General features: G+C 64.3%; 11 protein-coding genes. 8 read left to right on the top strand and 3 right to left on the bottom strand.

What is annotated here, in order from left to right; all coding sequences use genetic code 11:
- Positions 1-41: 41 nt before the first annotated feature.
- From JNC62_RS12205 to JNC62_RS12185, 5 genes are all read left to right on the top strand, one after another.
- Positions 42-1,631: an ABC transporter substrate-binding protein gene (locus JNC62_RS12205; RefSeq protein WP_374839096.1), complete on the top strand. Its 1,590-nt coding sequence runs from the start codon at positions 42-44 to the stop codon at positions 1,629-1,631.
- Positions 1,631-2,761 carry an ABC transporter permease gene (locus JNC62_RS12200; protein WP_374839094.1) on the top strand — a complete coding sequence of 377 codons (1,131 nt, stop codon included), beginning with the start codon at positions 1,631-1,633 and terminating at the stop codon, positions 2,759-2,761. Before JNC62_RS12205 ends, JNC62_RS12200 begins: the two co-directional genes overlap by 1 nt.
- Positions 2,758-3,585, top strand: coding sequence for an ABC transporter permease (locus JNC62_RS12195; RefSeq protein ID WP_374839092.1), 828 nt, complete (start codon positions 2,758-2,760; stop codon positions 3,583-3,585). The genes JNC62_RS12200 and JNC62_RS12195 overlap by 4 nt, the downstream gene beginning before the upstream one ends.
- Positions 3,578-5,206 carry an ABC transporter ATP-binding protein gene (locus JNC62_RS12190; protein WP_374839090.1) on the top strand — a complete coding sequence of 543 codons (1,629 nt, stop codon included), beginning with the start codon at positions 3,578-3,580 and terminating at the stop codon, positions 5,204-5,206. Before JNC62_RS12195 ends, JNC62_RS12190 begins: the two co-directional genes overlap by 8 nt.
- Positions 5,207-5,298: 92 nt before the next feature.
- Entirely contained in the window at positions 5,299-6,288 is a 990-nt protein-coding gene (locus tag JNC62_RS12185) for a threo-3-hydroxy-L-aspartate ammonia-lyase (RefSeq protein WP_374839088.1), read from the top strand.
- Between the two features lie 6 nt (positions 6,289-6,294).
- On the opposite strand, the gene JNC62_RS12180 is transcribed toward JNC62_RS12185, so the two are convergent.
- A complete protein-coding gene (locus JNC62_RS12180; protein WP_374839086.1) occupies positions 6,295-7,089 on the bottom strand; it encodes a helix-turn-helix domain-containing protein in 795 nt (264 codons plus the stop codon).
- Positions 7,090-7,212: 123 nt separating this feature from the next.
- Here JNC62_RS12180 and JNC62_RS12175 point away from each other — a divergent pair, with 123 nt between their 5' ends.
- From JNC62_RS12175 to JNC62_RS12165, 3 genes are all read left to right on the top strand, one after another.
- The gene (locus tag JNC62_RS12175) at positions 7,213-8,802 is read left to right on the top strand and encodes an ABC transporter substrate-binding protein (RefSeq protein WP_374839083.1); all 1,590 of its coding nucleotides are present in this window, start codon (positions 7,213-7,215) and stop codon (positions 8,800-8,802) included.
- A gap of 26 nt (positions 8,803-8,828) precedes the next feature.
- Positions 8,829-10,829: a CocE/NonD family hydrolase gene (locus JNC62_RS12170; RefSeq protein WP_374839081.1), complete on the top strand. Its 2,001-nt coding sequence runs from the start codon at positions 8,829-8,831 to the stop codon at positions 10,827-10,829.
- Positions 10,830-11,130: 301 nt separating this feature from the next.
- Positions 11,131-11,595, top strand: a complete 465-nt coding sequence (locus JNC62_RS12165) for an SRPBCC family protein (RefSeq protein ID WP_374839079.1) — start codon at positions 11,131-11,133, stop codon at positions 11,593-11,595.
- 25 nt (positions 11,596-11,620) lie between these two features.
- Here JNC62_RS12165 and JNC62_RS12160 read toward each other — a convergent pair whose 3' ends face one another.
- Positions 11,621-12,034 (bottom strand): ACT domain-containing protein, encoded by a 414-nt coding sequence (locus JNC62_RS12160; protein ID WP_374839077.1) that lies wholly within the window; start codon positions 12,032-12,034, stop codon positions 11,621-11,623.
- A gap of 96 nt (positions 12,035-12,130) precedes the next feature.
- A complete protein-coding gene (locus tag JNC62_RS12155) occupies positions 12,131-14,737 on the bottom strand; it encodes an AMP-binding protein (protein ID WP_374839075.1) in 2,607 nt (868 codons plus the stop codon).
- Between the last annotated feature and the right edge of the window lie 114 nt (positions 14,738-14,851).

Raw genomic sequence — 14,851 nt, 5'->3', positions numbered from 1 at the left:
AATAAGGCCGCAAAGTCGGCCAAGCCAGAGGGAACAGGCAAATGACGGACTATAAGGATTATCTCACACAGCAGGTGATGCTCGGCAAAATGAACCGCCGCGAGTTCATGGGCCGCGCCGCCGCGTTCGGCATCACGCTGGCCGCCGCCGGCACGATGTTCGATACCGCTGCGAAGGCGCAGGAGCCAAAGCGCGGCGGTCATCTCAAGCTCGGTCTTGAGGGCGCAGCGGCTACCGATTCGAAGGATCCAGGAAAGTCGCTCTCGCAGTTCACCTTCGTCGCCGGGCGCAACTGGGGCGACATGCTGGTCGAATCCCATCCGACCACCGGCGCTCCGGTTCCTGCACTGGCCGAATCCTGGGAACCGTCCGCTGATGCTGCCACCTGGACGTTCAACATTCGCAAGGGCGTCACGTTCCACAACGGCAAGGAACTGACGGTCGACGACGTCGTCAAGACGCTGCAGCGCCACACCGACGAGAAGTCGGAATCGGGCGCGCTCGGCGTGATGAAGTCGATCAAGGAGATCAAGGCCGACGGCGACAAGCTGGTGCTCGTGTTGACGGAAGGCAACGCCGACATGCCGTTGCTGCTCTCCGATTACCACCTGGTCATCCAGCCGAACGGCGGTCTCGACGACCCGGATGCCATGATCGGCACCGGCCCCTACAAGGTGACGAGCTTCGAACCCGGCGTTCGCGCCACCTTCGAACGCAATGCCAACGACTGGCGGCAGGACCGCGGCTACGTGGATTCGATCGAGTTGATCGCCATGAACGACGCCACCGCCCGCATTGCGGCGCTGTCGTCGGGCCAGGTGCATTACATCAACCGCGTCGATCCGAAGACCGTCGACCTTCTGAAGCGGGCGCCGAACGTCGAAATCCTGAACACGTCGGGCCGCGGCCACTACGTCTTCATCATGCACTGCAACACCGCGCCCTTCGACAACAACGACCTGCGCATGGCGCTGAAACTCGCCATGGACCGCGAGACGATGGTGCAGAAGATCCTCGGCGGCTACGGCAAGGTCGGTAACGACTTCCCGATCAACGAGACCTATGCGCTGTTCCCCGAAGGCATCGAGCAGCGCGCCTACGACCCCGACAAGGCCGCCTTCCACTACAAGAAGTCCGGCCACAGCGGGCCGGTGCTGCTGCGCACCTCCGACGTCGCCTTCCCGGGCGCGGTGGACGCGGCCGTGCTCTACCAGGAAAGCGCCAAGAAGGCTGGCATCGAGATCGAGGTCAAGCGCGAACCTGGTGACGGCTATTGGTCTAACGTCTGGAACGTCCAGCCGTTCTCGACCTCCTATTGGGGTGGCCGTCCGACCCAGGACCAGATGTACTCGACCGCTTATCTGTCGACGGCCGACTGGAATGACACCCGCTTCCTCAGGCCCGACTTCGACAAGCTCCTGCTCGAGGCCCGCTCGGAACTCGACGAGGCCAAGCGCAGGGAGATGTATCGCACCATGGCCATGATGGTGCGTGACGAGGGTGGCCTGATCCTGCCGATGTTCAACGACTTCGTGAACGCATCGACCAAGCAGGTGAAGGGCTATGTCCACGACATCGGCAACGACATGTCGAACGGCTATGTCGCAACCCGCGTCTGGCTCGACGCCTGATGGCGGGCGGCACATCGAAGCCGGGTTCGGACCTTGCGATGACGGCGGCTGCGGGTGAAAACCCGCAGCCCACCGGCGTTTCGGGTTTGGATCCGAGCACAGGAATGATGACTTTGCATACCAGGATACCCAATGACCGGGGCACGCTTTCGCCCTGGGGACGCTTGAGCCGGCGCAGCCCGCTGGCGGCGCTCATCCTGCAGCGGCTCGGCCTCAGCCTAGCGCTGCTTCTTGCCGTTTCGCTGTTGATCTTCGGCGGCGTCGAGGCGCTGCCCGGCGATTTTGCCACGACCTATCTCGGCCAGTCGGCAACCCCGCAGGCGGTTGCCAATATCCGCAAGGAACTCGGCCTCGACCAGTCGGCGACGACCCGCTACTTCCAATGGCTGGGCGGCGCGCTGCAGGGCGATTTCGGCACGTCCTGGGCCTCGAAACAATCCGTCAGCGAGCAGATCGGCAAGCGCCTCGGCAACTCGCTCTTCCTCGCCTTTTTCGCGGCGATCATCTCGATTCCGCTCGCGGTCGCGCTCGGCATGCTGGCGGTGCAGTTCCGCGACCGTATGCCCGACAAGATCATCAACGTGGTGTCGCTCGCCGCCATCTCCCTTCCGGAGTTCTTCATCGGCTATCTGCTGATCCTGTTCTTCGCCGTACAACTGGGCGTGGCGACCTTCCCGGCGACCGTCTACGACACGATGACGCTCGGCGAGCGGCTGTCGGCGATCGCGCTGCCGACGGCAACGCTGGTGCTGGTGGTGCTGGCCCACATGATGCGCATGACCCGCGCGGCCATACTCAACGTCATGTCGTCGGCCTACATCGAAACGGCAGAATTGAAGGGCTTGCGCGGGCTGACGATCATCGCCAGGCACGCCGCCCCCAACGCGATTGCCCCCGTCGTCAACGTGATCGCGCTCAACCTCGCCTATCTCGTCGTCGGTGTCGTCGTGGTCGAGGTCGTTTTCGTCTATCCGGGCATGGGCCAGTACATGGTCGATGCGGTGACGGTGCGCGACATGCCGGTGGTACAGGCCTGCGGCCTGATCTTCGCCGCGCTCTACATCTTCCTCAACATGATGGCCGACATTATCGCGATCATCGCCAATCCGAGACTGAGGCACCCGCGATGAGATTGAGATCCATCCCCTTGAGCGCCTGGATCGGGCTTGCCGGCATCGCGATTGCGCTCTTCTGCGCCCTGTTTGCCCCCTGGATCGCACCGCATGGCGAAAGCGAGATCGTCGGCGAGATCTGGGCTCCGATGGGCGGCGAATATCTGCTGGGAACCGACAACCTCGGGCGCGACCTGCTGTCGCGGCTGATTTTCGGCGCCCGCACGACGATCTTCGTGGCGCTCGCGGCGACGGTGCTGTCGTTCTCGCTCGGCATGCTGCTGAGCTTCACCGCCGCCGTCACCGGCGGGCTGGTCGACCAGACGTTCTCGCGCTTCAACGATCTGATGATGGCCATCCCGACGCTGATCTTTGCCCTCGTCGTCCTTGCCGTGCTGCCGCAGTCGCTGTGGATCCTCATCCTCGTCATGGCCGTGCTCGATTCCACCCGCGTCTTCCGCATCGGCCGGGCGGTTGCGCTCGACGTGGCGGTGATGGAGTTCGTGGAAGCGGCCAAACTGCGCGGCGAGGGCACCGGCTGGATCATCTTCCGCGAGATCCTGCCCAACACGCTATCCCCGCTGCTGGCCGAATTCGGCTTGCGCTTCGCCTTCTCGATCCTGTTCCTGTCGACCCTTTCCTTCCTCGGCCTCGGTATCCAGCCGCCGGCGGCCGACTGGGGCGGCATGGTCAAGGACAACAAGGACGGCATCATCTTCGGCATTTCCGCAGCCCTGATCCCGGGTGCTGCGATCGCCTCCCTCACCATCTGCATCAACCTCGTGGTCGACTGGCTGATGAAGCGAACCTCCAGCCTGAAGGGAGGACGCGGCGATGCCTGACCTGCTTTCCGTCCGCAATCTGAAGATCGAGGCCACAAGCTATCCGCCCGGCGAGCCGCCGAAGACCGTCACCCTTGTCGAGGGCGTTTCCTTCGACGTGCAGAAGGGCAAGGTGATCGGCCTGATCGGCGAGTCCGGCGCCGGCAAGTCGACGATCGGCCTCACCGCGCTCGCCTATGGCCGCGGCGGCGTGCGCATTACCGGCGGCGAGGTGAAGCTGAACGGCCAGGACCTCCTCAAGCTCAGCCCCGCCGGCATCCGGCAGATTCGCGGTGCCAAGGTCTGCTACGTGGCGCAGTCCGCGGCGGCCGCCTTCAACCCGGCGCACCGTCTCGGCGACCAGGTGATCGAGGCCACCCTGTCGCATGGCATCATGAGCCGGGCGGAAGCGGAGAAACGCGCGCTCTACCTCTTCAAGGTGCTCGGGCTCCCCAATCCCGAGACCTTTGGAAAGCGCTACCCGCACCAGGTCTCCGGTGGTCAGCTGCAGCGCGCCATGACGGCGATGGCGCTCTGCCCCAATCCCGAACTGATCGTCTTCGACGAACCGACGACGGCACTCGACGTGACGACGCAGATCGACGTGCTCGCCGCGATCAAGCACGCGATCGAGGAAACGAACACGGCAGCGATCTACATCACCCACGATCTCGCCGTCGTTGCCCAGATCACCGACGACATTCTCGTGCTCCGGCACGGCAAGATGGTCGAATACGGCTCGGTCCGGCAGATCATCGAGACCCCGACGCAGGACTATACGCGGGCGCTCGTCAACGTCCGCGGAACCCGCCGCGACGAAGCCCCGGACCAGTCCGACACGCTCCTGAAGATCGACAACGTCACCGCCGGGTATGGCGGCTTCAAGGTGCTGCACGACGTCTCGCTGCACCTGCCCAAGGGGCAGACACTGGCCGTCGTCGGCGAAAGCGGCTCGGGCAAGTCGACGCTCGCCCGCGTCGTCACCGGCCTGTTGCCGCCGATGCAGGGCAGCGCCAGCTTCGGCGGGAAAACCCTGCCGCCGGCGCTGAAGGGGCGCTCGCGCGACGAGTTGCGCCGCATCCAGATGATCTACCAGATGGCGGACACGGCGATGAACCCGCGCCAGACGGTGCGCGACATCGTCGGCCGGCCCCTCTCCTTCTATTTCGGCACGCACGGCCGGGAGAAGACCGAGCGCGTCAAGGAACTACTCGACCAGATCGAGATGGGCGAGCGCTTCCTCGACCGCTACCCGGCCGAGCTTTCCGGCGGGCAGAAGCAGCGCGTGGCGATCGCCCGCGCACTGGCGGCAAAACCCGAGCTGATCCTCTGCGACGAGCCGACATCGGCGCTCGACCCGCTCGTGGCCGAAGGCATCCTGAAGCTACTGCTGAAACTGCAGGAGGACACGCAGGTCTCCTACCTGTTCATCACCCACGACATCGCTATCGTCCGGGCGATTGCCGACTCGGTCGCCGTGATGCACCGTGGCTGCCTTGTCCGCTTCGGCCCGAAGTCGAAGGTGCTGTCGCCGCCCTTCGACGAATATACCGACCTGCTCTTGAAGTCGGTCCCCGAAATGGAGATCGGCTGGCTGGAGAAAGTGCTGAAGACGCGGCGGATGGAGAGCGCGGGGAACTGATTTTCCCGCGATTTCTGTGCTCCGTTGATCATGCCGTGCCGGGACGTCTGCGCCCCGGCACGCGCCACAAATGTCACGACGCGGAGGACCCGATGAACGACCGCAGCGGCCAGGGACGTTCCCTTCACATTCCGTCCTTCGACGATGTGCTTACCGCCAGGGCAAGGATCGAGGGCGTCGCACGCCGCACGCCGGTCCTCACCTCGCGGACCGCCGACACCAGGGCCGGCGCGACGCTGTTCTTCAAGGCGGAAACCCTGCAGCGCGTCGGCGCCTTCAAGTTTCGCGGCGCCTATAACGCCATAGCCGCCCTTCCCCCGGAGCAGCGCCGAAACGGCGTCGTGGCCTTCTCTTCCGGCAACCACGCCCAGGCGATCGCGCTGGCCGCACAAATGCAGGGCGTTCCGGCGACGATCGTCATGCCGCAGGACGCACCGGCCCTGAAGCTGGCGGCGACCAAAGGCTACGGTGCCGAGATCATTCTCTACGACCGTTATACCGAGGATCGCCAGGCGATCAGCGACGGCATCGCCCGCGAACGCGGTGCCGCCCTCATTCCCCCTTACGATCATCCGGAGGTGATCGCCGGACAGGGCACGGCGGCGCTGGAACTGATCGAGGACATCGGCTCGCTCGACATGCTGGTGGTGCCGCTCGGCGGCGGCGGGCTACTCGGCGGCTCCGCACTTGCCGCCAAGGCGCTCTTGCCCGGTTGCGCGGTCTACGGCGTGGAACCGGAAGCCGGCAACGACGGCCAGCAATCGCTTCAACGCGGCGAGGTGCTGCACATCCCCGTTCCGAAATCGATCGCCGACGGCGCGCTTTCGACCCACGTCGGCTACCACAATTTCCCGATCCTGCAGGACAAGGTGAAAGGCATCGTCACCGTCTCCGATGCGCAACTGGTCGAGACGATGCGCTTCTTCGCCGAGCGCATGAAGCTCGTCGTCGAGCCGACCGGCTGCCTTGCCGCCGCAGCCGTTCTCAACGGTATAATTCCCTGCGCGGGCAAACGTGTCGGCATCATTCTCAGCGGCGGCAACGTCGATCTGAAGAGCCTCGGCGCCTTTCTCGCGGGCTGAAGCGGCTCAATAATCCGCAGGCACCGTCAGCACCTCTGCGCCGGGCGTATCGAGGAAGGTCCGCACCGTCGCCGGCAACTGCCGAGATGCGAAGGACAACACGCCGCAGCGAGACAACATCTGGCGCAGGTCGGGTTCCTGGCCGATGTGGCGCCAGATCATGCGCGAGGCGTAAGGCAGGTTTTCCTTGCGCCAGGAAACGCCCATCGTCGTGCCGCGCAGGTACACCCGCTGGTGGACCTCGAACGGCATCAGGATTGTCTGCGACAGCATCGGCTGGCGGCCGACACTGCGTTCGGCAATGAAGATGCGGTTGCGCCAGAAGGTGGCGAGGCCGACATATTTGGAGAACTGCCAGATCCCCTTGTCGACGTCGCGGATCCGCTCGATCGACTTGACGCGGATCGAACCGCTCTCCTCATAGAGCCTTGCGCAGGAGCAGACCACCAATCCCGGCCATGAGGGTGAGATGTGGTAGGTTTGGTAGTAGCCGATGTGCCGGCGCAGCGCCGCGATATCGCCCGGAAAGCCCTCGAGCAACAATCCCGCTTCCGCGCGATGCCGGTCCGGCCGTCTCAGGCGGGCTCCAAAAAGTTTCGGCGAAAGCTCGAAATCCTGGGGTGAAAGCCCGAAGAACGCGGCGATCCGCAGGGCATTGTGCGCCGATGGTCGTGCCTCGCCGCTGATGTAACGATTGAACTGCTGCCGGTTGATGCCGATCTCGCGACAGACCTGCGAGATCGAATGCCGTGTCGCACAGGCGTCGCGCAGGTTCAGTGTAAAATGGTCAACGTCCGTCACTCTGTCCTCCGCAGGAAACGAGACCACAACGTAAACTAGCGCAAATCCGCGTCAAGTCGCGAAATTGTGTCCGGTCAATGACACGCTAGGTTTCCCTGAAACACCAAATCGAGGGAACCGACAATGACCGACTTCACGAAACGCCCCGATGGCCTGATCGTCCCGACCGGCGTCAATCGCCGCAGCTTTCTGGCCGGCACTGCCGCGCTCGGGCTTGCGGCCGGACTGGGCTCCACACTTGTCGCCGGCGATGCCCGCGCAGACGAGCCAAAGCGCGGCGGCCACCTGAAGCTCGGCCTGAAGGGCGGCGCGGCGACGGACGTCCTTGATCCCGCCACCTACACCGCTTCGGTGCTCTTCGTCATCGGCCGCCTCTGGGGCGACACGCTGGTCGAGACCGATCCCAAGACCGGCGCCCCCCTTCCCTCCATCGCGACGTCCTGGGAGCCGTCCGCAGACGCATCGGTGTGGACGTTCAAGATCCGCAACGACGTCGCCTTCCACGACGGCCGCAAGATGACGATCGCCGACGTCGTCGCCACCCTGAAGCGCCATTCCGACGAAGGCTCCAAGTCGGGTGCTCTCGGCCTGATGCGATCGATCAAGACGATCGAGGACAAGGGCGGTGACCTCGTCCTGACGCTGACGGAGGGCAATGCCGACCTGCCGCTTCTTTTGACCGACTACCACCTTGTCATCCAGCCGAACGGCGGCCTCGACAATCCTGCCGCGGCCGTCGGGACCGGCCCCTACAAGTTGACCAGCTATGAGGCTGGCGTGCGGGCCACCTTTGAAAAGAACGCCGACGACTGGCGAAGCGACCGCGGCTTCGTCGACAGCGTCGAGATCATCGTCATGAACGATGCGACCGCCCGCATTGCGGCGCTCTCTTCCGGCCAGGTGCACTTCATCAACAACATCGACCCGAAGACCGTGCCACTCCTGAAGCGCGCACCCAAGGTCGAGATCCTGCGCAGCGCTGGCAAGGGCTTCTACAGCTTCCTGATGCACTGCAACACGGCGCCGTTCGACAACAACGACCTGCGGCTGGCGCTGAAATATGCGATCGACCGCGAGGCGATCCTCGACCGCGTGCTTGGCGGATACGGCACGCTCGGCAACGACTATCCGGTGAACGGCAACTATGCGCTGGCGCCAACCGACATCGAGCAGCGCGCCTACGACCCGGACAAGGCCGCCTTCCACTTCAAGAAGTCGGGCCACGACCGGCCGATCCTGCTGCGCACCTCCGACGCCGCGTTCGCCGGCGCCGTCGATGCGGCGGTGATCTATCAGGAAAGCGCCAAGAAGGCCGGCATCGAGCTCGAGGTGCGCCGCGAGCCGGAAGACGGTTACTGGACCAATGTCTGGAACGTGCAGCCATTCTGCGCGTCCTACTGGGGCGGCCGCCCGACGCAGGATTCGCGTTATTCGACCTCGTATCTGTCGACCGCGGAGTGGAACGACACCCGCTTCCAGCGGGAGGATTTCGACAAACTGCTGCTGCAGGCGCGCTCCGAACTGGACGAAACCAAACGCAAGGAGCTCTACCGCACCATGGCGCTGATGGTGCGCGACGAGGGCGGCCTGATCCTGCCGGTGTTCAACGATTATGTGATGGCGGCGACGTCCTCGCTGAAGGGTATCACCGACGACATCGGCAACGACATGTCGAACGGCTATATCGGCAGCCGCGCCTGGTTTGACGCGTGATGGACGGAATGGATCGGACAAGAACGATGTCGGAACGCACTTTCACCGTTATCGAAAACGAATGGATCACGCTGGCGGACGGCACGCGGCTCGCTGCGCGCATCTGGATGCCGGATGGCGCGGACAAGGATCCCGTTCCGGCCGTGTTCGAGTTCCTGCCCTACCGCAAGCGCGACGGAACCTGCATGCGCGACGAATCCACCTATCCGGTCTTTGCGGCAGCCGGCATCGCCGGCGTCCGCGTCGACATTCGCGGCTCGGGCGAATCCGACGGCGTCATCGACGGCGAATACACGCCGCTCGAACTCGCCAACGCCTGCGAACTGATCGCCTGGATCGCCGCGCAGCCGTGGTCGAACGGCTCGGTCGGGATGATGGGCATCTCCTGGGGCGGCTTCAACTGCCTGCAGGTGGCCGCCCTCAAGCCGCCGGCGTTGAAGGCGGTCATCTCGATCGCCTCGACCGTCGATCGCTACAACGACGACATCCACTACAAGAACGGCACGCACCTCTCCGCCCAGCTCTCCTGGGCGGCGACGATGCTCGCCTACCAGTCCCGATCCCCCGATCCGGAAATTGTCGGCGACCGCTGGAAGGCGATGTGGCTGGAGCGCCTCGAGAACGAGCCCTTCTTCATGGAGGAGTGGCTGCAGCACCAGCGCCGCGACGCGTTCTGGAAGCACGGCTCGATCTGCGAGGATTTCGGACGCGTCCAGGTTCCGGCACTCGTGATCGCCGGTTGGGCGGACGGTTACCGCAACACGCCGCTGAAGGCCGTCGAGGGGCTCGGCGGCAAGGCCAAGGCGCTGATCGGCCCCTGGGTCCACAAGTATCCCCACTTCGCCTGGCCGAAGCCGCGCATGGACTTCCACGCCGAGGCGATCGCCTGGTGGAACCGCTGGCTGCGCGACGAGCAGAACGGCGCTGAGAACTGGCCGCAGATGCGCGCTTATATCCAGGACGGGCCGAAACCGGCGCTGCGGCGCGAGTTTGACCCCGGCTTCTGGGCGGCGAAGGCAGACTGGTCCGCTCCCGAGATGGATTGCTTCTATGTCGAGCAATACGGAACTTTGGCGCCCGGCATGCCGATCGCCGGCGCCAAGAACCACGATCACTACCTGCGTTCGCCGCTCGACACCGGCACGATGGCCGGCGAGTGGTTCACGCTGAAGCCGGACGCGGAGATGGCGCTCGACCAGCGCGCGGACGATGCCGGCTCGCTGGTGCTGGAAACGCCGCCGCTTGCCGAGGCGCGCGAATACCTCGGCCAGCCGGTCCTGGATCTCGAACTCTCCTGCGATGCGGACCTCGCCAATCTCTGCGCCCGCATCGTCGACGTCCATCCGGACGGTACCGCGACCCGCGTCACCTTCGGCGTCCTCAATCTGGCGCACCGCGACGGCAATGCCGAGCCGAAGCCGTTGCCCAAGGGCGAAAAGGTCAAGGTCCGCCTCGTCCTCGACGCGATGGGCTATCGCTTCGGGGCCGGCCATCGCATCCGCCTGTCGCTGTCGACGTCGTACTGGCCGATGCTGCTGCCGCCGCCGACCGATCCGGGAGTCACCCTCGACCTCGCCTCGCTCGGCCTCGCATTGCCGAAGCTCGGGGCGCACGAGGTCGTGAGCTTGCCGGAGCCGGCCGATCCCGATCCGCTGCCGAACTATCCGGAACTCTCCCCGCCCGAGAGCGCCCGCGGTGTCGAGCGTGACCTGACAAATGGCCTGACGGAGTACACGATCTACGAGGACACCGGCCTGCACGAGCACCCCGGCACGGGCCTTGCCACCCGACAGATCCGCGACGAACTCTGGTCGATTGGCGAAGGTGATCCACTGTCGGCCACGGGCACGGCCACCTGGATCTGCGATATGCAACGCCCCGGCTGGTTCGTGCGTACGATCTCGTCTGCCACGATCGCCTGCACCGCGACCGACTGGCTGATCTCTGCCAGCGTGCGCGCCTTCGAGGGGGACACGCAGGTGTTCGAGAAGTCGTTCGAGAAAGTCATCCCGCGCGACCTGATGTAGCCTTGGCGGCGGGCAGGCACGCGGTTGCGGATGGCGCCGCGTGCCTGCATTTCGACTTCACTTTGCCGCTTCACATTTGCAGTGCCCGCGACCACGAAATCGTGTTCGGCCGACCGATCACAGTTCGCCGCCGCGCCCCCGGATCGCCACTTTTCAGATTCACCCTGCGCCTCAGATCGCTGGCCGCGACATGCTGTTCGGCCTGTCGATCGCAACTCACGGAAGCTGGCTTGTGTGTCGACGCCCGGGGCCTTCCCCGGCGCAGGCGCTTTGCGCGGCCTGTCGTTCCTGGGAGAAGGCAATGACGATCCCACAACGCGCTGTTCCAGCTGCAGAAATCCTTCTCATCGAACGACGCTTCGACGCGCGCCCCTCCGTGGTGTTCCCGCTCTGGGCCGCGCCCGACCGCCTGGCGCAGTGGTGGGGGTCGCCCGATTTCCCGATACACTCGATTCAAATGGATTTTCACCCCGGCGGAAAGTGGCGGGCGGTTGCCCGCTCGGCACTCGGCGACGACATTGCCATGTTTGGCGTCTACCGTGAGATCGTCGACGACAAACGCATTGTCTTTACGTTCGCCGCAGGGGACACGTGCGAGACCCTGGTGACCGTCACGCTTGATGACGTCAACGGCACCACACGCCTTGGCCTGCATCAGACACCCTTCGCCAACCAATCCGAAATCGAGGCGCACCGGCAAAGCTGGAACGAATGGCTCGACAGGCTCGAATCCTATTTGCTTCGACACCACTGGAATGATCATTGATGGAATCGCCGCGTGACGACGTCCGCTAATTCCGGCTCCCTTCCTGCGACAGCGCTTTCAGCGCAGCGAGCGCGCGTTCTGCATCGATCGCCGGGACGAAGACGTGGTCGTGGTGGAAGGCCGCGACTACGTTGGCGCTGATGCCTTCCCGGGTCAGCGCCGTGGCGACCGCCGCCGTCAGCCCGACGGCCTCAAGCGAGGACTGCACGGTGAGCGTGATCATGCGCATAGGTGCGCTGGCGGAAAGCCCGTTCTCCGCGGCCACGCTCGCCGGCAGGATCAAAGTCAATCCCTCCTCCTCGCGAAACGTGGCAAGCGGCTGGAGACGGTGACAGCGATCCGCCCGCGCGAGGGGAACAACGCAATAGACGTACGTCCCCTCTCGCAGTTCGGGCTGCAGTTCCGCCAGCAAACGCTTGATATCGGTGATGCCGCTCATGCGCTTGGCCTGGGGGCGGTCAGCGTTCGGTTCTGCGGTGTGGTCGTCATGCGTGCTCCCGAGATTCCGCTGCTTCGCGACGCGACCAGCCCCATCTCAGGTCGACCGCTGGCCGCGAACCTCAATATATGTCTGAAGGACGTGCAGAATCCCATTGCCTTTTTCACACGCGAGAAACGAAAGAAGCCTCCCCTGCAGCCACCAGACGATCACGCCGAGGCCGACGCCGCCGGTAATCGCAACGAGCGAAAAGAGCCCTGATGGAAGAACGGTGCCGAGCGGCGCCATGACCAGCTCCGGCACGAACCGGTGGAGGATGTAGATGTGGAAGCTTGCCGCCGATAGCGGCAGCACGATCGCCTTCAGCCGAAACGGCAGCCGGACCCGCGGGCAAAACAGCAGGCCAGACAGGACGGCGATTTGCATCAGGTACTTGACCCTGGTGCCAATCCATACGCTCTCGTAGAAGGCAAAGGTGGTGAAAACGGCGACACCGATCGCCATCAGCAGCAGCTTTCGCATCGTCGTGCTGGCGAAGGCGGCCGACCAGCCGATCGCCGCCAGGTAGAAGATCCATGGCAGCGTGAAGATCTGGCGGTTGCCCATGTCGAGTAGTGGCGGGATGGCGATCCTCGCGCAGAGCGCCAGCGCCAGGAACGACAGGCCTGCAACGAACGGGTCCGCCGCCACGAAACGGCGCACGGCGCGCAGGCAGAATAGACCGGCTATCACCAGCAACATCTGGCAATAGGCTTCGATGAACCAGTAGAGATAAGGCACCATGCTGTGCCTTTCCGGCGCGGCAAATCCGAAGTTGCCGACCAGCAGGACCGAGGCCCAGGGCACCTCTCCCCAGACGGCGGCGTAGACGGCAACAATCAGATAATACGGCACCAGCACTTGCAGCGCCGGCCGCAAGACCCGCTTGACATCACCCGCCATCAGCGCCCCGGACTGGAAGCGCGCAAGTCCGAAGCCCATCAGGACGATCATTGCCGCCGACCCACCCGGTATCGGCCAGAGCGTCTGGTGCTGGACAACGATAAGCAGAATGGCGAGCGCCCGGATCAGCAGATCGGCACCGATCGCCGGCTTCTCGTCCGCGACCGGCTTCAGATCGGACAGTTGGGTCACGGTCATCGTTTCCCACCTCACAGGCGCTTCGCCGAGGATCTTCTCCAACGCGAGCGAAAGCTGCACGAAGCGCAGCGAGTCCCCACCAAGCGTGACAAAGCTGTCCCGCATACCTGCCTTCTTCGGATAAAACACCTGATTGAACGCTTCGCGGATGCTCGCCGCCTGCTTTGGTTGCCTATGGTCCGCCTGGTAGCGCGCTTGCACAGCGGCATAGTCGATCTTGCCGGAAGGCAGCCGCGGGAAGAATTCGATCCGCCTTGATCCGACCTGCAGGAGCGTCAGGCCAGCGGCCGCTGCGAGGGCCCTGTTGACCTCGCCCTCTTCCTGCGCTCCGCAAAAGAAGGCGTGCAGCGCTTCGTCATCGCCCACGACTACCGCGCGGATGCCAAGCCGTTCCAATGCCTCTTCCAGCATGTCATGACCGATGCGCCGGCCGGCCACCTTGGAAATCCGCTTGGTCCTGCCGAGGATGCGGAAGAGGCCCTGGCCGTTGATCGCTGCGAGGTCTCCAGTTCTGAGCACAACGGTCGTAGGCCCTCCGGCCAGATCCGCACGCCCCGCAGCATACCCCATCATGACGTTCGGGCCGCGATAGACCAACTCGCCCACCTGTCCGGGTTGGCGTATCTCTTCGCCTTCGGCGTTCTCGAGCCAAAGCGAGCCGTTTGGCACCGCGACTCCAATACAATCCTCGTTTCCTTCGAGCAGCGCCGGCGGGACATAGGCTATGCGCGCCGTCGCCTCGGTCTGTCCGTACATGACGAAGAAGGCACCGTCGTTTGCCCGCATATGCCGGCTGTACAGGCGGACGGTATCGGGTGGCAGGCGTCCGCCTGCGACGGTCATGAAACGCAGCCTGGGGAAGCTGCGCTCTCGGAAGCCGACGCTTTCCAACAGTTCATAGGAATAAGGCACGCCGGAAAAATTCGTGCATTCCTGCGCGGCAAGCCCGTCGAGGAACCCCTCCCCCAGTATCGAGCGCTGGGGGAAATAGAGGCTGGCGCCGACAGCAAGGTGCGAGTGCAGAACCGACAGGCCGTAGGAATAATGCAGCGGCAAAACGAGACAGCCACGATCGGTGCTGACGAGCCCGAGGTACTGCGCGATCGACGCGGAATTGGCGTCGATGTTGCCCCGCGACAGTCGCACCGCCTTTGCCCCGCCGGTGCTGCCCGACGTCAGAAGAAGCAACGCAAGATCCGGATGCAATTCGCGGTGGGCATTGCGTAGCTGCGGCAAGGCCTCGACCACCATCCAGCGCTCACCGACCCTGCGGCAGCAAAGGTCGGGCTCGAACGCCAGGTCGAACTCTTCGCTGCGGCTGCAGCTTGCCGGCGGCAGCATTGCGACGGCATGCCCCATCTCGAGGGCAGCGAGATAGGAGACGATGCAGTGCTCGGAATGCTCGGCCTCGATCGCAATCAGCTTCTTGTCCGCCCCGAACTGCTGCATCCGACGCGTGATTGCATCCGCCAGTTCGGCATAGGTGATCGCGGACCGCCCCGGGAAGATGAGCGCTGGCGCGGCACCGCGCGCGGCAAAGGCCGGAACGAACTTCTGAGACATCGGCGGCAGCTAGGAAAATGGAAAAGGCTGTCGCTCCTAAGCATATCATGACATCAATAGTCAAGATTATTCTTGTGCGGCCGGCCGTCGCGGCGTGTTTGTCAGGGCGGCTTG

It is taken from the genome of Mycoplana ramosa (assembly GCF_041930185.1).
In the GTDB taxonomy this organism is placed as follows: Bacteria; Pseudomonadota; Alphaproteobacteria; order Rhizobiales; family Rhizobiaceae; genus Mycoplana; species Mycoplana ramosa.
Note: the sequence above shows the minus strand (reverse complement) of the source record. Positions and strands in the feature narration are given on the sequence as shown.

Bases quoted from the DNA above. Each gene is read 5' to 3' on its own strand.
- JNC62_RS12205 (WP_374839096.1), top strand. From the start codon at position 42: ATGACGGACTATAAGGATTATCTCACACAGCAGGTGATGCTCGGCAAA.
- JNC62_RS12200 (WP_374839094.1), top strand. From the start codon at position 1,631: ATGGCGGGCGGCACATCGAAGCCGGGTTCGGACCTTGCGATGACGGCG.
- JNC62_RS12195 (WP_374839092.1), top strand. From the start codon at position 2,758: ATGAGATTGAGATCCATCCCCTTGAGCGCCTGGATCGGGCTTGCCGGC.
- JNC62_RS12190 (WP_374839090.1), top strand. From the start codon at position 3,578: ATGCCTGACCTGCTTTCCGTCCGCAATCTGAAGATCGAGGCCACAAGC.
- JNC62_RS12185 (WP_374839088.1), top strand. From the start codon at position 5,299: ATGAACGACCGCAGCGGCCAGGGACGTTCCCTTCACATTCCGTCCTTC.
- JNC62_RS12175 (WP_374839083.1), top strand. From the start codon at position 7,213: ATGACCGACTTCACGAAACGCCCCGATGGCCTGATCGTCCCGACCGGC.
- JNC62_RS12170 (WP_374839081.1), top strand. From the start codon at position 8,829: ATGTCGGAACGCACTTTCACCGTTATCGAAAACGAATGGATCACGCTG.
- JNC62_RS12165 (WP_374839079.1), top strand. From the start codon at position 11,131: ATGACGATCCCACAACGCGCTGTTCCAGCTGCAGAAATCCTTCTCATC.
- JNC62_RS12160 (WP_374839077.1), bottom strand. From the start codon at position 12,034: ATGAGCGGCATCACCGATATCAAGCGTTTGCTGGCGGAACTGCAGCCC.
- JNC62_RS12155 (WP_374839075.1), bottom strand. From the start codon at position 14,737: ATGTCTCAGAAGTTCGTTCCGGCCTTTGCCGCGCGCGGTGCCGCGCCA.